The following is a 23281-nucleotide window of genomic DNA, read 5'->3' on the forward strand; positions in this document are numbered from 1 at the left end:
TCATCTGCGGCCGCTCATCCGTGACTCGGGCGGTCGGCCCGGCGGGATACGGGCGTACCGCCGGCCGCCCGCGCGTCGATCTCCGCGCGCTCCGGCATCGAGGACGACGCGCCCTCGCGTTCCACCGACAGCGCGGAGGCGGCCGTCGCCCACTCCAGCGCCGCCGGCACCGGCCGGCCCTCGCCGAGCGCGACCGCGAGGGCGCCCACGAAGGTGTCGCCGGCCGCGGTGGTGTCCACCGCCTTCGCGGGGAGGGCCGGTACGACCAGCGGCTCGTGGCCGCGGGCGGCGTACAGGCAGCCCGCCGCGCCGAGCGTCACCACCACCTCGGGCACCGCGTCGAGCAGCGCGCGGGCGGCGGCGCGCGGGTCGGAGTGGCCGCTGAGCGCGGCGGCCTCGTGCTCGTTGGGCACCAACAGGTCGGTCACCGCGAGGAGTTCGCCGGGCAGCGGCTGGGCCGGCGCCGGCGTGAGGACGGTCCGCACGCCGTGCCGGTGCGCGGCCCGCGCACCCGCCAGCACGCCGTCCAGCGGCAGTTCGAGTTGGAGCAGCAGCGCACCGGCCGCCGCGATGACGTCCTCGTCGCCGTCGGCGAGGGAGGTCACCGTGCCGTTCGCACCCGGCACCACCACGATGGCGTTGTGGCCCTCGCCGTCGACCACGATGTGCGCGATGCCGCTCGGGCCCGGCACCGTCCGCAGCGGGCCGGTGCCGACCCCGGCGCCGTCGAGGGCGGCGCGCAGTCGCGGCCCGAAGTCGTCGTCGCCGACCGCGCCGACGAACGTCACCTCGCCACCGGCCCGCGCGGCCGCGATCGCCTGGTTGGCGCCCTTGCCCCCGGCCACGGTACGGAACGCCTCGCCGGTGACGGTCTCGCCGCGCGCCGGCGCCACCCGGGTATACGCCGCCAGGTCCATGTTGGCGCTGCCCAGCACCACGATGCGGGCCCGCCCGGACGGCGGGGCGCCGCGGCGCCCCGGGGGAGCGGAGGGTGCCGGGGGAACGGTCGGATCGGTGCTCATCGGGTGCCTTCCTCGGGGGTGCCCTGTGCGGGCGCGCGGCGCGCGGGCGCTTCGTGCTCCCGCGGGTTCGGGCCGGACGGCAGCACGGCCAGCGCGGCGGTACGACGGGCGAGGGCGTCGAAGCCGATGCCGTCGAACCCGCCGACCGTGCTGGCCAGCCGGTTCTTCAGCGGGCCGGTCCACTCGCCGGGCAGCGCGGCCGCCGAACCGGCCAGCAGCCCGGTGACGGACCCGGCCGTCGCACCGTTCGAGTCGGTGTCCCAACCGCCCGACACCACACGGCAGACGGACCCGGCGAAGTCCCCGTCGGCGTGCGTGAGGGCCGCCGCGAGCAGCGCCGCGTTGGGCAGGACGTGCACCCAGTGGTGGTCGTGGAACCGCCGGTGCAGCTCGTCCACGACGACGGCGAAGCCCTCCGCGCTGCCCGACGGTTCGGCGCCGGCGAGGTCGATGCCGAGCCGGACCGCGCCGGCCAGCCGCGACCCGCGCGGCACCACCTGGAGCCCGGCCGCCAGGCACGCGTGCACGTCGGCGCCGCCACCGGCCGCCCGCGCCACCACCGCGGCGGCGAACATCGCCCCGTACACGCCGTTCGCGGTGTGGCTGAGCACGGCGTCGCGCCACGCCTCGTCCGCAGCCGCGGCCGGGTCGCCCGGGCGGGTCCAGCCGAAGACGTCCGCGCGGATCAGGGCGCCGATCCACTCCCGGAACGGGTTGCGCCAGGTGGCGGTCTCCGGCGGCTCCAGCCCGGCCAGCAGGTTCCGGTACGCGACCCGCTCGGCGGTGAAGGTACGTCCCGCGGGCAGCTCGTCCAGCCACAGCTGCGCCACGTCCCGGGTGCGGAAGCCGTGACCGCGGGCCTCCAGCAACATCAGTGCCAGCAGCGGGTAGTTGAGGTCGTCGTCCTCGGGCATCCCGTCGATGTTCTCGGCGAGCGAGGTGGGGCGGCTGCGGCGGTTCCACGGGAAGCGGGCGGCGACCCGCGGGTCCAGGCCCACCTCGGTGAAGTAGCCGCGCACCGGCCAGTTGCCGGTCGAGCGGGCGATCGCCCGGATGCCGTCGAGCGGCAGCTTCTCCACGGGCTTGCCGAGCACGCACCCCGCGGCCCGGCCCAGCCAGCCCGCCTCCAGCCGCTCGGCCAGCTCCTGCGGGCGCTCGACCCGCGCCACGGCGGGCGGCGCGCCCGCGGCCGCGTGAATCCCGGCCAGATCCGTCGGCTCCTGCTCGGCCAACGGCGAGCGCTGCCCGGCCAGTTCGTCCAGCAGCTCGTGCGCGAGCGCCCGCACCTCCGGGCACACCGGACCGGGCGACGCCCCGGCCCGCTCCGGCGCCAGGTGCCCGCCGGCGGCCAGCCAGCGCCCTCGCACCGCGGCCGTGTCCCGCCCGTCCTGCTCGGCCTGCCGCAGTTCGTGCCCCACCAGGTCCTCCGGCTGCACCCAGGTCAGCCGCAACGGCTCCCCGAGCGCCGGATCGGACCCGGCACCGCGCCCGCCGTCACCGTCGGCCGTGCCCGGCCCGGTCGGCGACGGGGGCGGGTACTCCGCGGGGTGCGGGCTCATCGGACCTCCGCCAGCGCCGTGAACGCGGCTTCGTGGGCGCGGCGGCGGTCGGTGTCGCGGGCGAAGACCTCGCGGGCGACGGCGGACAGGTCGGCCGCGGGGGTGTGCAGGTCGAGCCGGCTGGCGCGGGCCACCTCGTCGCTCCACCCGGCGGGCACCGCGCCGGTGCCGCCGAGCGCCCCGGCGATCGCGCCGCTCATCGTCGCGATGGAGTCGCAGTCGCGGCCGTAGTTGACCGAGCCGAGCACGGCCGGTTCGTACGCCCCGCCCGCGATCAGCAACATGCCGAGCGCGACCGGCAGTTCCTCGATCGCGTGCAGCCGGGAGGGGCGGCGGGCGCCGAGCGAGGGCTCGCGGTAGCGCGGGCCGACCGTGTCGAACGGCGCGACCGCCTCGCGCAGCGGCGCCAGCGCCTCCTCCCAGTCGTCGAAGCCGGTGGCGCGCTCGCACACCGCCTCTATCGCGGCGCGGGTGCCGTCCTTGGCGAGGGCGAGCGCCGTCTCGACCACGGAGGCGGCGGTGGCGTCCGGCGCGAACGCCGCGGCGACCGCGGCGGCGAACACCCCTGCGGCCTCCCGCCCGTACGACGACTGGTGCGGTGCGGCCACCTCCAGCGCCTCGGCGTAGGCGGCCGCGGGGTTGCCGGCGTTGACCGCGCCGACCGGCGCCATGTACATCGCGGCACCGCAGTTGACGATGTTGCCGACGCCCGCCTCGCGCGGGTCGACGTGGCCGTAGTGCAGCCGCGCCACGATCCACTTCTCGGCGAGGAAGATCCGCTGGAGCGGCAGCGCCTCCGCCTCCAGCTCGGGAATCCACCGGGGCGTGCCGATCAGGTCGGGCACGAGGTGGTCGGCCACGCTGTACGCGTCGAGGTGGTCGCGGACCTTGGCGTAGACCCGCACCAGGGCGTGCGTCATGAGGGTGTCGTCGGTGACGTGCCCGTCGCCCTTGTGGTACGGCGCGATCGGGCGCGCGGTGCGCCACTCCTCGTAGAACGGGCCGACGATGCCCCGTACCCGGCCGCCGTGCCGCTCGGTGATCTGCTCGGGCGTCCAGCCCTCGACCGGGCCGCCGAGGGCGTCGCCGACAGCGGCGCCGACGAGGCAGCCGGTGATGCGGTCCTCAAGCGTGAGTTTCATTGCTTCCGGGTCCTTCCGTGACAGGGGCATGGGGGTCGGTGGCGAGCGGCGCCACGGGGTGTGCGGGAGCGCCGGGCGAGGCGAACGGCTCGGCGGGCGGTGGCGAGGTGTCCGGTACGGCGTACGGGTCGGCCTCGGGCTCGACGCCGGCCAACCGCCCGGCCAGGTCCACCAGGTCGGTGCCCACCAGCCGGGGCAGCGCGCAGCCGGGCAGGGTCCGACACGCCTCCCGCCAGGAGACCGGCAGCGCGGCGGCGCCGCCGAGCGCACCGGCCAGGGCGCCGGCCAGCGCGGGCGCGGAGTCCGCGACCCGCGACAGGCAGGCCGCGGCCGGCACCGCCTGGTCCACCGCGCCGTCGGCGGCCAGCACCAGGGCGAGCGCCACCGGCACGGTCTCCGCGGCGGCGATGCCGTAGCTGTAGACGTGGTCCACGATCTGGTGTTCCAGCAGCGGGACCAGACCGAACGCCTGGCCGTGGCCGTCGGGTTCGGCGGCGCGCGCGGCCCGGGCGAGGGCGACCGCGTGCTCGGCGTTGCGGGAGATCTCCGAGCCGGCCGGCAGTTCGCGCAGCGCGGCCCGTACGCAGTCGTCGGCGGACGCGCCGGCCAGCGCGAGCGAGACCGCGGCGGCCATCGCCCGGGCGCCGTGCACCCCGTCGCCGTCCTGCGTGTAGTGGGCGTCGTACTCCGCCAGGTCGGCGGCGGCGGCCGGGTCGCCCGGGTGCACCACGGCCAGCACGCACGCGCGCCCGCAGGCCGCGTCGTCGAAGAAGTGCGGGTTGTCGTGGCCGGTGGCGGGCGGCCGCAGCCCCGTGGCGAGGTTGCCGAGCCCGGCCCGTACCGAGATCCGGGCGCGCAGCGGGATCACCGCGGACTCCACCTCCGAGGCGCGGGCCGCGGCCGAGGAGATCTCGGCGGCGAGCGACATCCAGGCGAGGTCCACCGCGGCCCGCACCCGGCGGTCGCGGCTGAGGTCGCTGAGCAGCGCGCCACGCGCCGACAGCACCGACTCGGCGGTGAAGGCCGCCCACTCCGCGTCGTCCGACGGCCCCAGCCGCAGCGGCTCGGGCGGCTGGTTGAGCGCGATCGGCACCGGCAGGGTCGTGGTCGCGTTCTGCTCGGCGAACGTGTCCAGTTCGCGGGTCAGCCGCCGTGTCCACTCCGGCATCCGCGCGGCCCGATGGCGTGCGGCCGGCCATCCCGCGGCGTCGCCCGCGGCGAGCCCGAGCAGCAGCCCCTCCACCCGGTCCCGGGTCACCCGGTCACCCGGCGCCGCCGCACCGTGGGCGGTGTCCGAAGCGGGCGCGGGGATGCCGGACGTGCCGGTGCGGTTCACGGGGGTGTGCTCCGGGTGTGGGGAGTCGCCGCGTCCGGTGGCCGGACGGGGCGTCGTGGTGGCGGCACCGCCGGGGGTCCGGTGTGCCGTGCCGGCCGGAAGTGCCGAGGTGGCAGAACCGGGCCTGAGCGGGCGGGAGTTGCCGGTGCCGGCATCGGCCGCCGTGCGCGGGCGTGGTGCCGTTGCGCGGGGGGCGCCGGCCTCCGGGGCCGAGCTGCCGTCGGGGTGGCCGGGCCCGCTGTCGGGGCGGCCGGGCCCGCTGTCGGGGTGGCCGGGCTCGCCGTCGGCCGTCGCCTTCGCCGCGGAAGCGGGCCCGCGCGAGAAGCCGTGTGCGGTGGTGCTCATGACGCCACCCGTTCGGCCGGACCGGGCACGGGTTCCCCGGGGGCGAGCAGGTCGGCGATGTCGCGGACGTGGTAGCCCGCCATGGCCGGCAGGCAACTGCCGGTGACCGGCTTGATCGCCTCCGACCAGTGCGCGGGAATCGCGCCGAACCCGCCGAGGGTGCCGGCCAGCGCGCCGGCGACCGCCGCGGTGGTGTCGGCGTCGCGGCCCATGTTGACCGCGGTGAGCACCGAGCGGCTGAAGTCGCCCCCGGCCAGCGCGAACGCGCCGAACGCGAGGCCGACCGCCTCGGGCGCGAGGTCGGTCCAGGGGTACCCGCCGATGACGACGGCCGAGCGCAGCGCGCGCTCGCGGTCGAGCACGGTGAGCGTCGGGTCGAGCCGGACCCGGCGCGCCACGGTCACCGCGCGCCGCAGCGACCGCGCGGTCCAGGAGTCCTCGGGCACCACCGACAGGGCGGCGGTGATCACCGCGGAGCAGTCCCCGCCGGTCATCGCCGCGGCCACCCCGGCGGCGACCGCCTGGCCGCCGTAGATCCCCTCGCCCTCGTGGCTGACGGTCCCGTCGATCGCCACCAGCCGCGCCGCTTCGGCGGGCCGCCCCGCCGCGTAGACGCCGAACGGTGCCGCGCGCATCGCCAGGCCGTCGCTCCAGGCGTGCCGGTGCTGCGCGGTGATCGGCGAGGCCAGCCCGCGGCGCAGGTTCTCCAGGGTGCCGCGCTCGCTGAACCCGGCGCCGCGGAAGGCCCCTTCGTCGCGGTCGGCGATCCACACGTGCCAGGCCGCCTCCACGTCGCCGGTGGTGAGCGCGGCGCCGTACCGGGCCAGCAGCAGGCCGGACAGGATGGCGTACTCCGTGTCGTCGGTGCCCGCCGGGTCCTCGCTGACGAAGTCCTCGATACGGCCCCAGCGCTGACGGATCTGCGACGGCTTCATGTTCTCGGCCGGCGCCCCGAGGGCGTCACCGACGGCCAGCCCGGTGAGCGCGCCGCGCGCGTGGTCACGGGGGCTGCCGGGTACGGGGCGGGGGCGGCGGATGCCACCCGGCGGCGGGGCCAGCGCCGTGCCGGACGTGCTGAGGGGTGGGGGACCTGATGCGTCAGAGGCGCTGGGTGAGGCGGGAGTTGTGCTCATGCCGTGCCGTTTCCTGGTGAGTACTGCTGTGTGGTGCGTGGCTGTGCCCTGCGGGTGCCCGGCGGCGGTGGCGGGCGGGCCGGACCCGCCGGCGGCTGGTGGGCGCGCGGACGGTGGCCCTGCGGCCGGGGACGTCTGTGGTGCTCGGTGCGGGACACGGTGCGGGCTCCTTCCGGTGCGGGTGTCGGGGACGGATACGGATACGGATACGGGCGACGGTCGAGGTCAGGGGATCGGGTGGCCGATCGCTCGGCTCGCTCGGCGGCGCGGCGCGCCCTGGGGGAGGGGCGCGCCGCACCCCCTCAGTCCCGGTACCGCTCGAAGACGCGGTTGCCGTCGCGGACGAGCTTCCCGCGCAGGGAGTCCAGGCTGATCGCGCCGCTGTAGTACTGCTGGAGGGCCGGCGTGGCGATCTTGTCGGACCACTCGGGGTAGCCGCGCATGCCCAGCGCGGGGGACGCGCTCAGGTACTTCGCCATCGCCATCCCGGTGCTCCACCCGAGCTTCGTGGTGGTCAGCGACGGGTCGCGCAGCGCCGCGGCGCCGGTCGGCGGCATCCAGTCGCCCTGCGCGAGCTGCACCAGGTGCGGGGTCTGCGTCATGAAGTCGATGAACTCCACGGCCGCCTGCTGGTGCTTGCAGGACTTCGCCACCGACAGGGTCTGCGGGCTGACCCCCTGGGAGCGCCCGCCGTCGGGCGCCTTGCTGCCGACCGGCAGCGGCAGGACGACCCAGTCGAAGTGCTTGGGCGCCTGCTGCTCGATCTGCTGCCGGTAGGAGAAGTCCAGCGGCAGCATGGCGTACCGCCCGGCGAAGAACCCGGGCAGCACGTCGCCGCCGCCGAGCGCCAGCGCGCTGGAGGGCGCGGACCTGTCGGTCTTCACCTGCCGCCGGACCAGCTCGGCGAAGGCCGAGTCGGCGCTGCCGAACCGCACCTCGGTACGGCCGCTGCCCTCGTCCTTGTACAGGACCCGGCCGCCGTTGGTCAGCGCCAGGTTCAGCGTCACGCTCACCGGCGAACTCATCGGCCAGGCCGTGCCGTACCGCTCGGCGCCGCCGCCGTGGTGGGACAGCTCCCGGCAGATGTCCTCGAACTCCTGCCAGGTCCACGGGTGCGCGACGTCCGGCAGCCGGACGTCCGCCTTCACCAGCAGGGTGCGGTTGGCGATGAGCACCCGCGGCTCCTGGAGGAACGGCACCCCGTACACCGCGCCGTTGAACCGCGCGGTGTCCCAGGTGCTCTGCGGGATACGGCTCTTCAGGCCCGCGGGCAGCAGGCCGGTCAGGTCCGCGAGGTAGCCGCCGGAGCCGAAGTCGGTCAGGTCGATGCCCTCGTCATGGATGATGTCCGGCGCGGCGCCGCCCTCGAAGGAGGTCAGCAACTGGTCGTGGACGTCGTCCCAACTGCCCTGCACGTAGCGGACCTGCACCTCGGGGTGCTGCTTGTTCCACTGCGCGACCAGCGCCTTGTTCGCCTTGACCGACTCCGTCTGCCAGGCGAGCGACAGGAAGTCCAGCCGCGGCACGCCCGAGCCGCTGGAGGAGCCGCAGGCCGACAGCAGCGACCCGGAGCCGGCCACCGCGGCGGTCGCGGCGGTGCCGGTCAGGAAGGTACGGCGGCGCATCAGCCCTTCACCGCCCCGGTCATCATGCCGCCGACCAGCCGCTTTTGCAGCAGCGCGAAGAACAGCAGGCTGGGCAGGGTGGCGAGCACCGACGCGGCGGCGAGCGGGCCGAGGTCCGCGGCGCCCTCGGCGCCCAGGAAGTGGGTCAGGATCACGGACATCGTCTGCTTCTCCGGGGACTTGAGCAGGACCAGGCCAAAGAAGAACTCGTTCCACGCGGTGACGAAGGAGAACATCAGCGTGGCCACCAGGCCCGGCATCAGCAGCGGCAGCACCACGCTGCGCAGCGCGCGGGCCCGGCTGCACCCGTCGATCGCGGCGGCCTCCTCCAGCGAGACCGGCACCGCCTTGACGTAGCCCTGGAGCATCCACAGCGCGAACGGCAGCGTCCACACCACGTAGACCAGGCCCAGGCCGAGCCGGGAGTCGACCAGGTGCATGTTCTTCAGCACCATGAACAGCGGGATGATGATCAGCACCAGCGGGAACATCTGGCTGACCAGAATCCAGGCGGTGCCGGCCCGGCTGACCATCGAGCGGAACCGCACCATCACGTAGGCCGCGGGCACCGCGATGGCCACCGACACGACCGCGGAGATGCCGGCCACCATCAGGCTGTTCAGCGCGGAGTGCAGCAGCGGCTGCTCGTCGAAGGCGGACCGGAAGTTGTCCAGCGTGGGGTGCTTCGGCAGCCACGTCGGGTGGATCGAGCCCAGCTCCTGCGGCGACTTGAAGGCGGTCGAGACCAGCCACAGCAGCGGGAAGGCGAGGAACACCACGTAGCAGAGCAGCGCGACGTACTGCCCGGCGCGGCCCATCCGGCGGCGGGCCTTGCGCCGCCCGGCGCCCGTGGAGGCGCTGGGCGCGGGGGTGGCGGGGGGAGCGGGTACGGCGGCCGCGCCGGCCGCGTCGGTCGCGCTCATGACTCGTCCTCCTTCAGGCGGTTGCGCAGGAACACGGCCAGCAGCACGGCGATCACCGCGACCATCACCAGGCCCATGGCGGCCGCGTAGCCGAACTGGCCGTAGCGGAACGCCTCGTCGTAGGCGAAGAGCATCGGCAGCTCGGTCTTGCCGCCGGGTCCGCCGCTGGTCAGCACGTAGACCAGGCCGAAGGAGTTGAAGTTCCAGATGAAGTTCAGCGCGGTGATGGAGAGCACCACCGGCTTGAGGGTGGGCCAGGTCACCGTGGTGAACCGGCGCCACATCCCGGCGCCGTCCAGGCTCGCGGCCTCGTGCAGCTCCAGCGGGACGTTCTGCAGGCCGGCCAGCAGCACCACGGTGGTCTGCGGCATGCCCGCCCACACGCCCACCACGATCACCGCGGGCAGCGCCAGTGACAGGCTGGACAGCCAGTCCGTGGTGCCGTCGGTCAGATGCAGGTGGTGCAGGGTGTTGTTGAGGATGCCCGCGTCCGGGTTGTAGACCAGCCGCCACATGATGCCGACGACGACCTCGGGCATCGCCCACGGCACCAGCGCCAGGGTGCGGGCCAGCCAGCGCAGCCGCAGGTTCTGGTTGAGCAGCAGCGCCAGGCCCAGCGACATCAGGAACTGCAGCACGGTGACGCACACCGCCCACAGCAGGCCGATCCGGAACGACTGCCAGAAGAGCGAGTCGAGCCGCAGGTCCTTGAAGTTGGCGATGCCGGTGAAGGAGGTGGAGTTGGTGACGCCGGACTGGGCGTCGGTGAAGGCGAGCGAGATCCCGTAGAGCAGCGGGCCCACGCTCAGCACCAGCACCGGGATCAGCGCCGGCAGCAGCAGGAACCAGGCGTCCTTGTCCAGGCCGAGCACCCGGCGGCGCGCGGCGGTGGAGCGCGGCGGGGGAGTGCCGGCGCCCTGTCCGGTACGGCGCCGCGGCCGCAGGACCGCTCCGGCGCTCACGACGCGCTCGCCGGGGTGTTGCCGGACGCGATGCCCGTGCCCGGGTTCGGGTTCGTGACCGCGGCCGGGCTCGTGCCCGGGTTCGTGCCCGGGTTCGTGCCCGGGTCCCGGTCCTGGTCACGGTCCACGCCGACGTCGGAATCGGGGCCGGAACCGTCGTCGCGCCCGGGCCGGACGTGCGCGGTGGAGCCGCGTACGACCAGCCGGGGCGCGACGGTCTCGCACCGCACCTCGTGATCCCCGCCGTCCAGCCGGGCCAGCAGCATCTCGGCGGCTATCCGGCCACGTTCGGCCGAGCCGAGGTCCACGCTGGTCAGCGCGGGGTGGCCGGCGCGGGCCAGTTCGCTGTTGTCCATGCCGGCCACGGCCAGCTGCTCGGGTATCCGCAGGCCCCGGTCGTGGGCGGCGTGCACGGCGCCCAGCGCGAGCTGGTCGTTGGCGCAGAAGACGCTGTCGACACCGGGGTCGGCGTCCAGCAGCCGGTGCATCGCCGCGGCGCCGGCCGCGATGCCGAACTCGGTGGTGACGGTGAGCGCCGGGTCGTGGTCCAGCCCGGCCTCCTCCAGCGCGGTGCGGTAGCCGAGGCTGCGGTTACGACCCGGGACGGTGTCCGCGGGGCCGTTGATGAACGCGATCCGCCGCCGCCCGCTCGCCAGCAGGTGGCGCATCGCGAGCACGGCCCCGGAGACCGAGTCGGCCCGCACGCTGTCCACCGGCGCCTGGTCGGGCAGCGACCCGATCACGACCACCGGCCGTGCCGCCCCGGACAGCACCTTCAGGTGCTCGTCGGTGACCCGGATCGGGACCAGGATCAGGCCGTCGCTGGTCCGGTCGGCCAGGCTGCGCACCACGTCCAGCTCGTCCTCGGCCACGGCGTCGGTGGAGTGCAGCAGCAGCCGGTAGCCCAGCGGCTTCGCGGTCGCCTGTATCTGGCGGACCATCGAGACGTAGACCGGGTTGCCGACGTCGGGCATCGCGAAGGTGAGCTGCCGGGTGCGGCCGCCCTTCAGCGACCTGGCCACGCCGTTGGGCACGTAGCCCAGTTCCGCGGCGGCCTGTTCGACCCGCCGGACCGTGTTGGGGCGGGCGCCGTGCCCGTTCAGCACCCTCGACACCGACGCGATCGAGACACCCGCCTTCGCGGCGATGGTCTCGACGGTCGGCGGTCCGGCCGAAGTCGTCATGATCGTCCTTTCGCTGAAGCTGAAGCTCTGAGGCTGGGTCCGGAGCCGGGTCCCGCCGAGTCCGGAGATGCATCCGAAGCTGAACCGCAACCGAACTGTAAACGTTTACAGTTCGCACCTGGCAAGCTGCTTCCGAGGAAGTGGTTTCCGCCATGTTGCGCGGGTGTTTCACTGATCGTCAATGAGCTGTGGCCTGAATCACACGCATGAGGGAGGCGCCGTCACACACCCGACTGACCGTCACCTACGTCCGTACCCGCGCCCGCGCCCGCATCCGCTGCCGGCCGGAGAAAGGCGTCCCCGCGCGAGGCGGGACCCGCTGTACCGTTTCGGGTGTCGAGGTCGAAACGAGTAGGTCCGGGGTCGGAATGCCTCAACCCATCGGCAGCAGCGGCCCCATCGGCGAGCGGCTGCGCGAGATCCGCAAGCGGCGAGGGCTGACCCAGCACCAGCTTGCGTCCGCATCCGGCGTGTCCCTGTCGCTGGTCAGGAAGCTGGAGCAGGGCGAGCGGGACGATACGCGGGTGGAGACGGCCCGCGCGCTCGCCGTGGCCCTGCGGGTGCCCACCAGCCGGCTGCTGGGAGGCGTGCACGAGACGCAGGGCGCCTCTCCGAGCGTTGTGGACCTGTGGACGCCCGTCCGCGCCGCGCTGGCCGCTCCACCGCCCGGGCCCGCCGACGACGCCCCGACGGTCGCCGGAGTCCGCGCGGCCGTCGCCGCCGCCATGCCCCTTGCGGCCGGTGACCGTCTTGACGAGTTGGCCGAGGTGCTGCCCGTGCTGCTGCGCGACGCCGCGGCCGTGGCCGACGCCCCGGCGGGGCGCGCGGTGAACGCCGGGCTGATGCGGCTGGTCGGCTGGATGCTCACCCAGACCAGGCAGTTCGATGCCGCCGAGGACGCACTCGGCCGTGCCCTGGACGGTGCCCCCGACGATCTCGACGCGGCGGCCGCGATCAGCACGCGGTGTTGGCTGCTGCTGCGTCGCGGCCGGATCGCCGAGGCCGGGCGGCTCGCCGAGGAGTGGGCCGAGCGGATCGAGCCCCGTATGTCCCGGGCCACGCCGGCGGAGCTGGGCGCGTGGGGATGGCTGCTGCTGCGCGCCGCCGCGGCGGCGGACCGGGACGCCCGGCCGGACGACACCGAGCGACTGCTGCTCCTTGCCGGTTCGGCCGCCGCGGCGCTGGGTCCGCGGCAGGTGCCGGGGGGCTTCCTGCGGGCGTTCGACGCGCGGACGGTCCAGCTCAAGGACGCCGAGCACGCCATGGTCTCGGATCGACCCGACCGGGTGCTGCGACTTTCCGCCGAGATCTCCTGGGAGGGTATGCGCCCGACCTCGAACAACCTCAACCGGAACCGGCTGGACCAGGCGTCCGCGCGGGTGCGGCTGCGGCAGTACGCAGAGGCGGTGGACACCCTGGAGACCATCTGGCAGGCCGCACCGCAGTGGCTCCCGCACCAGCGGTATGCCCGCGACATCCTCGGTCAGGTCATCGCCCGGCGGCGGACCCTGACACCACGCATGCGTGTCCTTGCGGACGCGGTCGGTGTGCCGCTGTAGAGGTGGCACTTCGAGCTGACGGACCGTCAAAGTGCCATGGCCGCAGCACGCCCGCGCTTCCTACGGTCAGTGAGTATCCGATCGCCGAACGGGGAACCGCCATGCCGATGCCCGACGCGCTGAGGAACAACCTCAGCGAGACCCGACACGCATCCCTCGCCCTGCGCCGGCTGCTACGGGACCTGGGCGCAGACGAAGCTCTGCTCCGACGGGTCGTCCCCCGCAGCGATGAACGGGGCGCCGATTACGTCCACATTCCACCGCTGCCGCTGGACGTGGCACAGCACCTCATTCGCCTGCTGCCGACACCGCCCGCGCCGACACCGCCCGCGCCGATGCCGCACCCGTGAGGACCCGGAGAACGCGGAACCTCCGCGCCTGGCCCCGCACTCCTTACTGGACGACGACCACCCGGCGCGCCCCGCGCGCCTCCCGACGACTCAGCCCGGCGCGCCCGTCCCCGTATCGGGTTGAGCACGCGTACTCAGGTCCGCGCCCGGCCGGCGGCGGACGATGGGCTTCAGCCAGGCGAGGGTTGGGGGATCACATGCAGCTCTTCTGGTGGCTCCTCGGGTCGGCCGCACTGCTCACCGATGCCGCGAGCCGGGGCCTCTTCCTGTACCTCGGCCGGCTGGCCCGGCGCGGGGTGTCGGGCACCGAGTTCGTCGTGATGTCGCTGGCATGGGTCTTCCGCGTGGTGCTGGCGCTGCGGTTCGCGGGGATCGCCGGTGCCTTCGTGCTGGCGGCGGACCGCGCGGGGACCGCCTCGGCGGTGCTGTACGGGGCCGGTGCGCTGGGGTGCGCCGTCACCGTCGTCGAGGTCGCGCAGACGCTGTACGCGGTCCTGCGGATACGGCATCCGCGCACGAAGCGGGGGTCGGGCGGATAGCCGGCGCGGGGCCGGGCATCGTACGGTCCCGGGCCGTACGACGCCCGGCCGGGCACCGTCAGAGCTGGTCGGGGGCCGGGTCCGGAGCCGGGGCCGGGGGCGGGGCGGTGTCGCGGCCGTGCCAGTCGAGGCAGACGACCATCGCGTCGTCGTCGGGCTCGGGCGAGCCGCGGTGGGTGGTGAGTTCGCGCAGCACCGCGCGGGGCACCTGGGCCGGGGGGAGGAGGCGGGTGCTGGTGATCGCCCGGGCCAGCGCGCGCTCGCTGTAGCGCTCGCCGCCGGGGGACACCGCGTCGTACACGCCGTCGCTGACGAACAGCAGCCGGTCCCCGCTCTCCAGGTGGAGGTGCTGGGTGGTGTAGAGGGTGTCCTCGAACATGCCCAGCGGCAGCTGCGGTTCGAGTTCGACCGGCTCGACCTTGCCGCCGCGCAGCCGCCACACCTTGGGCGAGCCGGCGTCGATGACCTCGACGTCGCCGGTGGCCAGTTCGAACCGCATCAGGAGCGCCGCGAGGTGCACCCGGCCGCGGTAGTGGCCGTAGACCGCCTGGTCCCCGAGGAACGCCTGGTCGGCCAGTGACAGGTCCGCGCGCCGGCCGTTGCGCAGCGCGTGCACCGCGAGGCTGGTGAGCAGCGCCGCCTCCACGCCCTCGCCCATGCCGTTGGTGACCGTGAGGGTCAGGTGCCCGGCGGACGCGGACCAGTCGAAGTTGTCGCCGTGGATGGCGTACGCGGGCTCCAGGCCGCCGCCGATGTCGTATTCCGGGCGGGAGCAGGAGCGGGCCGGCAGCAGCTCCCACTGCATCTCGGCGGCGAGGGTGAGCCGGTCGGCGCGGCGGGCTTGCAGGTAGAGGTCGGTGTCCCGCTCGGCGACCACGATCTCGTGCCCCAACACCTCGGCCAGCTCAGCCAGTTCCGGCTCCGCGGCCGGGTCGTACCCGCCCTCGGCGAACCGTGCCGACAGCACCCCGATCCGGTCGCCGCGCACGCTGATCGGCAGGTGGGCGGTGAGCTCGCCGGTGCGCGGATCGGTCTCGGTGTGCACGCGCTGGGCGCCGAAGGCCCGTCCGGCGGCGCTGGAGTGGATCGGCGCGGGCTCCGCCGTATCAGGGGCCCCGTCCACGGGTTGCAGTATGGTCAGAGCGTAGTCGGCCATGAGCAGGTCGACGTCGACGGCCGCGTAGTGCGTGATGAGCGCGCCCCTGGCCGCCGCGAGGAGAGCATGGGGTGCGGCGCCGCGCAGCTCGCGTTCCGCAGCCGTGAATCTGTCCACCGGTCGATTACCACCTGTTCGAGAGTATGGAAGCCAAAAAGGAGGGGAAAGACGCTTTATGCCTCGGCGACTGACAAGGCAGTTGGGAAGTGCCACAGTTGAGGGCATGCGCTCCGGGATCTCCTCCAGTCGGGACCGGGACGCCGCCGCTCAAGCCGCCCGCGAGGTGATCGAGCTACTCGAGGTGCTCTGGACCCAGGACCGGGACATGACCTCGACCGCACCGGTCTCCTGGTCGCAGCTCAAGGTGCTCTATGTGCTGGACCGCGACCGGGGGATCAATCTGCGCACCCTCGGCGAGCTGCTGGGCTCCGCGCCGTCGTCGGTCAGCCGGATGTGCGACCGGCTGCACGCGCTGGGCTTCATCGAGCGCTCGCTCAGCTCCGCCAGCCGCCGCGAGCTCGAACTGCGCCTGTCGGTGCGCGGGGAGAGCTACCTCGCCGAGCTCAGGGCCCGCCGCGAGACGTCCTTGCTGCACATCATCTCCGCCATGCCGCCGGCCGAACGGGTCGCGCTGGTGGAGGGCCTGAGCGGTTTCCGTTCCGCGATGGCCGACCTCGCCCCGCGCGAGGACACCCCTCCGGAGACCGGGTCCGTCGAGTCCGCGTAGGCCGAGTCGCAGGCGGCGCCGAGCGCCCTCCGCCCGCGTCGGGGCGGCCGGTCGGGCCACGGGTCGAAGCGCCACTTGTCACCTGCCTTCCGTGCTGCATACCGTCGTCTACCCGGATACCGAAAGATGCCACGCCTGTACGAGCGCGCGCCGAGCCGAACGGCGGTGCGCGCCGCACCACGCCAGGGTGTTCTCGCAAGACATGGTTGTCAAATGGCAAATGTTGTACGCGCGCAAAGATCGACATCGGTGATCGTCGGGGGTGGCGGCGCGGGGGTCGCAGACGGCCGGCGGCCGGCAGCCTGGGCGGAGGCTGCCGGCCGCCGGATGGAGACCTGGAGAGGGACCCGGAGGGTCAGGGGCGGGTCAGGGCGTGGTGGTGAAGTCGTCGAAGTCGACCTCGCCCGTCGTGCCCGCGGCGTGCGAGGTCGCGGTCAGGCCGACGTCCTGGGTCGCGGCGGCGGTCGGCACGCTGATGGTGCCGACCAGGTGCCAGGTGCTGCCGTCGGTGGAGTAGTAGCCGCTGTAGGTGGTGCCGTCGCGGACGAGCTTCAGCCACGAGGGGTAGACCGCGGTGCCCACCGAGTCCTGGGAGTCGAGCTTGCCGTCGCCGTCGGAGTCCCAGTCGAGCAGGTAGCCGTTGCCCGGGGTGGCGACCAGCGCCACGTAGCCCGGTGAGGTGTCGGACTGCGTGATGTCGTTGCGCACCATGATCCCGGCCTTGGCCCACACGTCGGTGTCCGCCTGGGCGTCGATCTTCACGGTGGTCGTGGAGCCGTCGTGCTCGGCGCCCGGCAGGTAGATCGTGCCGTACTCGTTGGTGCCGTTGTACAGGTCGGCGCCCTGGGCGCTGATGCCGAGCCGGCTGCCGGACTGGCTGAAGGACGCCGTGGTGGAGGCGAAGGTCCGGTAGGGCGCCGCCACCGGGTGGTTGACGGTCACGGTGTCCCCGACCGCCGGGTGCGCGGTGCCGGAACGGTCGCGGTAGGAGGCCGTCGCCTGGAACGCGCTCGCCGCGAACAACTCGTCCGACGGCTTGAGCGTGACGGTGTACGTGGCCCGCAGCGCGTGCCCGGCGCCCAGGACACGGGCCTTGGTGGGCGAGTGCGTGGTGATCGTCGCGCCATCCGGCCCGGTCAGCTCCAGCGCGGCGTCCGTGACGGGGCGCGAGCCGTTGTCGGACAGGGCCGCGGTGACCGTACGGGTGGTGCTGTCGCTCGCGGCCGGCGCCCAGTCGAGCGCCAGCGTCACCGACGGGGCGGCGGACCCCGGGACGTGCCGGGTCGGGTGGACCCGGAACAGCTCCACGCCGTGCGGCGGCACGTCCGCCGCGATCCGGCCGGCCGACTCGGTGGTGCGGTGGCCCCACAGGTCGGTGAGGGCGTAGTCGCGGGCGCCGGGCAGCCCGAGCGCCTTCGCGGTGGTGGCGACCTCGCGCGGTGTGGAGCCGGTGTTGAACAGGCCGACGATCGCGTCGCGGTTCGGCTCGTTCTTGGCGAACACCTGGCTGTCGGCGCCGTCCGAGATCCGCCGCGCGTCGATGCCGTCCTGGTCGACCGCGAGGACGTCGGTGTTCTTCAGCATGGCCAGGTCGGTCGGGTCGAGGTGGGTCAGGTCGCTGCCGAGCATCAGCGGTGAGGCGGCCAGCGACCACAGGCTCATCTGGGTACGCCGCTCGTCCGGGGTCAGCCCGTCGTTCGCGCCGTTGCCGATCTCCAGCGAGTCGTAGTCGTTGTAGCCGCCGGGGCCGCCGTACGGTGCCCAGTCCGCGACCTGGTCGAAGCGGGAGGCGAGCGAGGGCCAGGTGGTCAGCGGGTAGCTGCTGCCGTTCGGGCCGCAGTAGCACTCGATGTCGCCGCCGGTCCGCCAGCCGTCCGACAACTGCTGCCAGGCGGCCGTGTTGGTGATGTCCAGGCTGTTGGACAGCTCCAGGTGGATGGGCCGCCCGGTCTGCTTCAGCGCCTGCGACCAGGCGCGGACGTCCGCGATGTCCGGGGTGCCGACCCCGTCGATCTTCAGGTAGTCGATGCCCCACCCGGCGAACTGGTCGGCCCAGGAGTCGGTGAACGCCTGCGCGCCCGGCTTGGTGTAGTCGATGCCGACCATGCCGCCGCAGTTGTAGTTGTTCTCGGCGGCGGTGGTGGCGATGTCGTCCGCGTGGTAGCCGGTGCCCTCGATCGCGGTGTTCCGCGCGACGGCCTGCTTCGAGATGCCCGGGGTGACGTAGAGCCCGAACTTCAGGCCGAGCGAGTGGACGTAGTCGGCGACGACCTGGATGCCGTTCTCGTCGCCGCGCGGCGGGAACTTCGCCGGGTCGGTGACCCAGCGGCCGTACGCGTCGACGTCGGGGCCCTGGCTGCCCGGGCACTGCTGCCAGAAGTCGTCCATGTTGACGTAGACGTAGCCGTCCTTCGCCAGGCCGGTGTCCTTGAGCGCCCTGGCCTGTGCCTCGATGGTGCTCGCGGTCGGGTTCTTCCGTACGAAGCTCCAACTGCTCCAGCCGAGTACGGGTTTCGCCGCCGCGGTGCCGGCCGCGGCGGGAGCGGTGGCCGGGGCCGAGCCCGGGCTCGCGGCCTGTGCGGCCGGTCCGCCGGCCGCGGTGGTGCCGGCGGCGAGCAGCAGCGCTCCGGCGAACGCGGCCAGCGCGCCTCTGATCGGTTTCCTCATGGGGGACTTCCTCCGTCGCAGCGCCCTGACAGCGCGAGAGGGGTGGGTGATGGCCCGGGCCCTGTCCGCGCGACCCCGGGCCGTCGGCCTGGGAGCGGCCGGCGCCATGGGTCGGGCAGGGTCCGGGTACGGAGAAGGCTGCGGGGGCGTGTGACGCGGCACACCGCGCTCTTCTCCCCGTCCCGGAGAAGGGCCGGCGGACCAGCCAGAGCACACTCGGCCACCCGTCGCCGTACGACGCCCGATCGCACCACAAACGCTCAAAGATCCCCGTGTTGACCGGGTTTGAGCGCACACGATCAAACGTTCAGCAACAGATAGCACCATGGGCGCCCACTGTGTCAAGGCTCACGTCGCACCCCGTGAGACGGCACCCTGCCCGGCAGGAGGGCGCCCTACGGGGGCGCGGGGAACTTCGCGGCCGGCCGAGGACGGGGTGCGCCGGGCCCGCCCGCCCGGCCCCCGCGGGGCACCTGATCGGCCTCCGGCGGGAACTCGGCAAGGCATACTCGGTGTGCGGGCCCGTCGGGCCCGTGAGCAGCGGAGGTGCGCGATGGTGTCGTCGTCGGGGCAGGAGCCGGCGCGGAGGGTCACGATCCATGACGTGGCCCGATCAGCAGGGGTCTCCCGGCAGACGGTGTCACGCGCGCTGAACGGCAAGGACGAGATCGACCGCTCCACCAAGCAGCGGGTGCTCGACGCCGCCCGCGAGCTCGGCTACCGGCCGAGCCGGTTCGCCCGGGGCCTGGTCCGGCAGGACACCACCACGATCGGGCTGGTCATCCCGGACCTGCGCAACCCGTTCTTCACCGAGGTCGCCGCCTCCGCACTGGAGGCCGCCCGCGCCTGCGGCTGGCACGTGGTCGTATACGACACCGCCGACCGCCGCGAGGAGGAGATCGGCACCCTCCAGGTGATCGGCTCGCAGGTGGACGGGGTGGTCGGCTACTTCAGCTGCACCGAGGACGAGCTCGACCGGTACACCCGCGGCATGCCCATGGTGCTGATCGACCGCGACCGCCCGACCGAGCGGTTCAGCTGCATCCGGATCGACGGCGAGGAAGGCGTGCACGCCGCGATCGCGCACCTGGTCGCCCAGGGCCACACCCGGATCGGCATGCTCGACCACATCGGCCGCGCCGAACCGAGCCTGCGCCGCGCCTGGTTCACCGCCGCCGCGCTGGCGCACGGCGTCGACCCGGGCCGGGTGGCCGGCGCCGCCCAGTCGGCCGACGGCGGCGGGGCGGGCCTGCGGGACCTGCTCGCCGCCCATCCGGAGATCACCGCGGTCTTCACGTTCAACGACATCGTCGCCGTCGGGGCGCTGCGCGAGGCGCGCCGGCTCGGCCTCGACGTGCCGGGCGAACTGGCCGTGATCGGCTTCGACGGGTTGCAGTTCGGCGCGCTGATGGAGCCCCCGCTGTCCAGCGTGGCGCTCGACACGCGCCGGCTGGGAGCGCTCGCCGTCGAGCAGGTCAGAAGGCGTCTGACCGGCGCAGATCCGCTGCCGCCCGAGGACCTGGTGGTCCGGGCCGAGCTGCGGCTGAGCGGCTCCGCGTAACCTGAACGACTTGGGATTGACCCGTATGTCTTGACATTCGACATGAACGAAGCGCAGACTTCCGGCAATTCACCAGTCCCGTGAACGCTCCCGGGAACGTTCACGGAACAGCCCGTCCGATCGCTCGGCGAAGCCGCCGCCCCGGCCCCGCCGACCTGAGCATTCCAACCAGAAGGCAAGCCTGCCTTGAGGTGTCAACGTCGACCTGTCCAGCACTGGAGCTGGACACCCTGGAAGGAAACCATGAGAAACACCGCCTCGCGCGTCCGCCTTGCCGCCGCCGCCGTCACCGCGGTGGCAAGCATCGCCGCGCTCGCCGGCTGCTCGTCGTCCAGCCACTCGGGCGGCTCGTCGGCCGCCTCGGCCTGCGCACCCGCGAAGGGCAAGGTCACCCTCCAGTACTGGAACACCGTTCCGGGCATGGACAAGGTCGTCGCTCTGTGGAACAAGCAGAACCCGGACATCCAGGTCCAGACGAAGGACATCTCGAACGACCAGTACGGCACGATCAGCAACTCCCTGAAGGCGGGCAACGCCCCCGACCTCGCCCAGGTCGGCTATGACGAGCTGCCGAACCTGCGCACCCAGAACGCCTTCGTCGACGCCTCCAAGTGCGGCACCGCCACCGCCGACAAGTCGAAGTTCGTGCCGTGGACCTGGTCGCAGACCAGCTTCGGGGGCACCGGCGTCTTCGCCCTCCCGCAGGACACCGGCCCGATGGCGCTCTACGTGCGCTCCGACCTGTTCACCAAGTACCACCTGCCGGTCCCTACCACCTGGGACGAGTACGCGGCCGACGCGCAGAAGCTGCACGCCGCCGACAAGAACATCAGCATGACGTTCTTCGACCCCAACAACGCCGAGTGGTTCAACGGCCTGCTGTGGCAGAACAGCGCCAAGATGTACTCCTACAGCGACAACAAGTGGCAGGTCAGCGTCGACTCGGCGAAGAGCAAGCAGGTCGCCGACTACTGGCAGAAGCTGATCGACGCCAAGGAGGTCCGCACCGACCTCGCCAACGGCTCGACCCAGATGTACGCGGCCTACCAGAAGGACCAGATCGCCAGCTACGTCGGCGCCGCCTGGGGCTACAGCATGTTCCGCGACAACCTGCCCAAGCAGGCCGGCAAGTGGTCGATCGTCCCGATGCCGACGTGGGGCACCAACGCCTCGTCCGGCGACTGGGGCGGCTCCACCGTCGCGTTCATGAAGGGCAGCACGCACCTGTACGAGTCGGTGAAGTTCAACACCTGGCTCAACACCGACCCGCAGGCGCTGGCGCTGGAGAACAAGCTCGGCGGCCTCTACCCGGCGGCCACCGCCGGCCTGAAGATGCCGTCGCTGTCCCAGGGCGTGCCCTACTACAACAACGAGAAGATCTTCGACGTCTTCGCCGAGTCGTCCAAGAACATCGACACCGACTTCTCGTGGGGCCCGACGCAGAAGACCGTGAACCTGAGCCTGCAGGACGCGATGGCCAAGGCCGCCGCCGGCAAGGGCACCCTCAGCGGTGCGCTGTCCACCGCCCAGGCCAAGGCGCTCAGCTCGATGAAGGACCTGGCCATCCCGGCCGAGTCCGGCAAGTGACCCCAGCATGACTGACACCGAAACCCGCGCACGGCGCGTGGTAGCGGCGCCCGATGCCCCCCGCCGCCGCCGTCGCTCCGGCGGCGGCCCGCGGGCGGGCACCATCGCCGCCTTCCTGACGCCGTTCTTCCTCCCGTTCGTGCTCTTCTACCTGGTGCCGGTGGGCTACGCCCTCTGGCAGAGCTTCCGGGTGGTGCGCCGGAGCGGCGGCCAGTACGGCACGTCGTACACCACCTTCGGCGGCTTCCACCAGTACGCGCAGGTGCTGCACAACACCGAGTTCTGGTCCAGCATCGGGCGCATAGGGCTCTTCGGCATCGTGCAGGTGCCGGTCATGCTGTTCGTCGCGCTGATCATGGCGCTGCTGCTGGACACCCCGCTGCTGAAGGTCAAGGCGTTCTTCCGGATCTCGGCGTTCATGCCCTACGCCGTGCCCGGCGTGATCGCCGCGATCATGTGGTCGTACCTGTACTCGCCGCAGCTCAGCCCGGTGGTCGACCTGCTCGGCCACCTCGGGCTGCACCCGGACTTCCTCGGGCCGGGCGCGGTGCTGTGGTCCACGGCGAACGTCTCCACCTGGCTGTGGACCGGCTACAACATGCTGATCATGTTCTCCGCGCTCCAGGCCATCCCGCAGGAGACCTACGAGGCCGCGAAGCTCGACGGCGCGAACAACTGGACCATCGCCTGGCGGATCAAGGTCCCGATCATCGCGCCCTCGATCGTGCTGACCACGGTGTTCTCGATCATCGGCACGCTCCAGCTCTACGCGGAGCCGGCCGTGCTGCGGCAGATCTCCTCGAACATCTCCAGCACGTTCACCCCGAACATGCTCGCCTACGCGGTGGCCTCCGGGAACAACTACCAGCAGGCAGCGGCGATCTCCGTGGTCATCGCCGTCATCACCTTCGTGTTGAGCTTCGGGTTCATGCGACTGACCTCGAAGAAGGCCGGACTGTGAGCAATCTTCACCAGGGCCGCCGGTCCGCCGCCTCCCGAGAGAGCCTCGCCAGCCGCACGGCGGTCATGGCGCTGATGCTCCTGCTGACCATCTACTTCCTGCTGCCGGTCTACTTCCTGATCGTCGCGGCCACCAAGCCCCAGGGCGACCTCGCCTCCACCAACGGCCTGGCGTTCTCGCACTTCAACCTCTTCAGCAACCTGCACACGCTGTTCAGCCGCAGCGACGGCATCTTCCTGAAGTGGGCGCTCAACAGCGTGATCTACGCGGTGGTCGGCGCGGGCGTCGGCACCCTGATCTCCGCGCTGTGCGGCTACGCGCTCGCGAAGTTCCAGTTCCGCGGCAAGGAGTTCCTCTTCTCCGTCGTGCTCGGCGGGGTCCTGGTGCCCACCACCGCGCTCGCCCTGCCGCTGTTCCTGCTCTTCTCCTCGACGGGGATGGTCAACACCTACTGGGCGGTGTTCCTGCCGAGCATCGTCAGCCCCTTCGGCGTCTACCTGGCCCGGATCTTCGCCTCCGCGGCGGTGCCGGAGGAGTTGCTGGAGTCGGCCCGGCTGGACGGCGCGGGCGAGTTCCGCACCTTCTTCTCGGTGGCCTCCCGGCTGATGGCGCCCTCGCTGGTGACGATCTTCCTCTTCCAGTTCGTCGCCATCTGGAACAACTTCTTCCTGCCGATGGTGATGCTCCAGAAGGAGTCGCTCTTCCCGGTCACGCTCGGCCTGTTCGAGTGGAACGGGCAGACCGCCCGGGCGCCCCTGCTCCAGGAGTCGGTGATCACCGGCTCGCTGGTCTCGATCGTGCCCGTGATCATCGTCTTCATCCTGCTCCAGCGGTTCTGGCGCACCGGGCTCGCCGCCGGATCGCTGAAATGACCTGCGGGCGGGCCGGTTCACCGATCCCGACCGGCCCGCCCGCAGCACCACCTCACGCAGCACCGCCTCAC

19 protein-coding genes are annotated in these 23281 nt (G+C 72.9%); 8 read left to right on the plus strand and 11 right to left on the minus strand.

The window, feature by feature from the left end; translation table 11 throughout:
- Positions 1–14: 14 nt before the first annotated feature.
- From AB0399_RS28315 to AB0399_RS28355, 9 genes are all read right to left on the minus strand, one after another.
- A complete protein-coding gene (locus tag AB0399_RS28315) occupies positions 15–1022 on the minus strand; it encodes a ribokinase (protein ID WP_329372221.1) in 1008 nt (335 codons plus the stop codon).
- Complete coding sequence (locus AB0399_RS28320) at positions 1019–2581, minus strand: ADP-ribosylglycohydrolase family protein (protein ID WP_366413276.1); 1563 nt, start codon at positions 2579–2581, stop codon at positions 1019–1021. The genes AB0399_RS28315 and AB0399_RS28320 overlap by 4 nt, the downstream gene beginning before the upstream one ends.
- Positions 2578–3723: an ADP-ribosylglycohydrolase family protein gene (locus tag AB0399_RS28325; protein WP_329372225.1), complete on the minus strand. Its 1146-nt coding sequence runs from the start codon at positions 3721–3723 to the stop codon at positions 2578–2580. Before AB0399_RS28325 ends, AB0399_RS28320 begins: the two co-directional genes overlap by 4 nt.
- Entirely contained in the window at positions 3707–4981 is a 1275-nt protein-coding gene (locus AB0399_RS28330; RefSeq protein WP_329374498.1) for an ADP-ribosylglycohydrolase family protein, read from the minus strand. The genes AB0399_RS28325 and AB0399_RS28330 overlap by 17 nt, the downstream gene beginning before the upstream one ends.
- A 419-nt stretch (positions 4982–5400) precedes the next feature.
- Positions 5401–6537 (minus strand): ADP-ribosylglycohydrolase family protein, encoded by a 1137-nt coding sequence (locus AB0399_RS28335; protein WP_366413277.1) that lies wholly within the window; start codon positions 6535–6537, stop codon positions 5401–5403.
- A 302-nt stretch (positions 6538–6839) separates the two neighbouring features.
- Complete coding sequence (locus AB0399_RS28340; RefSeq protein WP_366413278.1) at positions 6840–8162, minus strand: sugar ABC transporter substrate-binding protein; 1323 nt, start codon at positions 8160–8162, stop codon at positions 6840–6842.
- A complete protein-coding gene (locus tag AB0399_RS28345) occupies positions 8162–8980 on the minus strand; it encodes a carbohydrate ABC transporter permease (protein WP_328473782.1) in 819 nt (272 codons plus the stop codon). Before AB0399_RS28345 ends, AB0399_RS28340 begins: the two co-directional genes overlap by 1 nt.
- Before the next feature lie 101 nt (positions 8981–9081).
- Positions 9082–9957 carry a sugar ABC transporter permease gene (locus tag AB0399_RS28350; RefSeq protein WP_329374500.1) on the minus strand — a complete coding sequence of 292 codons (876 nt, stop codon included), beginning with the start codon at positions 9955–9957 and terminating at the stop codon, positions 9082–9084.
- Between the two features lie 86 nt (positions 9958–10043).
- Entirely contained in the window at positions 10044–11231 is a 1188-nt protein-coding gene (locus tag AB0399_RS28355) for a LacI family DNA-binding transcriptional regulator (RefSeq protein WP_366413279.1), read from the minus strand.
- Between the two features lie 368 nt (positions 11232–11599).
- Between AB0399_RS28355 and AB0399_RS28360 the strand changes: the two genes are divergently transcribed.
- From AB0399_RS28360 to AB0399_RS28370, 3 genes are all read left to right on the plus strand, one after another.
- On the plus strand, positions 11600–12790 hold the full coding sequence (locus AB0399_RS28360; RefSeq protein ID WP_366413280.1) for a helix-turn-helix transcriptional regulator: 1191 nt from the start codon (positions 11600–11602) through the stop codon (positions 12788–12790).
- A gap of 101 nt (positions 12791–12891) precedes the next feature.
- Positions 12892–13140 (plus strand): hypothetical protein, encoded by a 249-nt coding sequence (locus AB0399_RS28365; RefSeq protein WP_366413281.1) that lies wholly within the window; start codon positions 12892–12894, stop codon positions 13138–13140.
- Between the two features lie 197 nt (positions 13141–13337).
- Positions 13338–13679 carry a hypothetical protein gene (locus AB0399_RS28370; RefSeq protein WP_366413282.1) on the plus strand — a complete coding sequence of 114 codons (342 nt, stop codon included), beginning with the start codon at positions 13338–13340 and terminating at the stop codon, positions 13677–13679.
- 58 nt (positions 13680–13737) lie between these two features.
- Here the strand turns inward: AB0399_RS28370 and AB0399_RS28375 are convergent, their stop codons facing one another.
- Positions 13738–14952, minus strand: a complete 1215-nt coding sequence (locus AB0399_RS28375) for a PP2C family protein-serine/threonine phosphatase (RefSeq protein WP_366413283.1) — start codon at positions 14950–14952, stop codon at positions 13738–13740.
- A gap of 106 nt (positions 14953–15058) precedes the next feature.
- On the opposite strand from AB0399_RS28375, the gene AB0399_RS28380 reads away from it, so the two are divergent.
- The gene (locus tag AB0399_RS28380) at positions 15059–15562 is read left to right on the plus strand and encodes a MarR family transcriptional regulator (RefSeq protein ID WP_328460806.1); all 504 of its coding nucleotides are present in this window, start codon (positions 15059–15061) and stop codon (positions 15560–15562) included.
- 366 nt (positions 15563–15928) lie between these two features.
- Here AB0399_RS28380 and AB0399_RS28385 read toward each other — a convergent pair whose 3' ends face one another.
- On the minus strand, positions 15929–18229 hold the full coding sequence (locus AB0399_RS28385; protein WP_366413284.1) for an NEW3 domain-containing protein: 2301 nt from the start codon (positions 18227–18229) through the stop codon (positions 15929–15931).
- A 553-nt stretch (positions 18230–18782) separates the two neighbouring features.
- On the opposite strand from AB0399_RS28385, the gene AB0399_RS28390 reads away from it, so the two are divergent.
- The 4 genes from AB0399_RS28390 to AB0399_RS28405 all read left to right on the plus strand — a co-directional run bounded on the left by AB0399_RS28390 (position 18783) and on the right by AB0399_RS28405 (position 23210).
- Complete coding sequence (locus tag AB0399_RS28390) at positions 18783–19790, plus strand: LacI family DNA-binding transcriptional regulator (RefSeq protein WP_329372242.1); 1008 nt, start codon at positions 18783–18785, stop codon at positions 19788–19790.
- A 243-nt stretch (positions 19791–20033) separates the two neighbouring features.
- A complete protein-coding gene (locus AB0399_RS28395; protein ID WP_329372244.1) occupies positions 20034–21377 on the plus strand; it encodes an ABC transporter substrate-binding protein in 1344 nt (447 codons plus the stop codon).
- Between the two features lie 7 nt (positions 21378–21384).
- Positions 21385–22338: a sugar ABC transporter permease gene (locus tag AB0399_RS28400; RefSeq protein ID WP_366413285.1), complete on the plus strand. Its 954-nt coding sequence runs from the start codon at positions 21385–21387 to the stop codon at positions 22336–22338.
- Positions 22339–22403: 65 nt separating this feature from the next.
- Positions 22404–23210, plus strand: coding sequence for a carbohydrate ABC transporter permease (locus AB0399_RS28405; protein ID WP_328473780.1), 807 nt, complete (start codon positions 22404–22406; stop codon positions 23208–23210).
- The last annotated feature ends 71 nt before the right edge of the window (positions 23211–23281 follow it).

It is taken from the genome of Streptomyces sp. NPDC088194 (assembly GCF_040702025.1).
GTDB lineage: Bacteria > Actinomycetota > Actinomycetes > Streptomycetales > Streptomycetaceae > Actinacidiphila.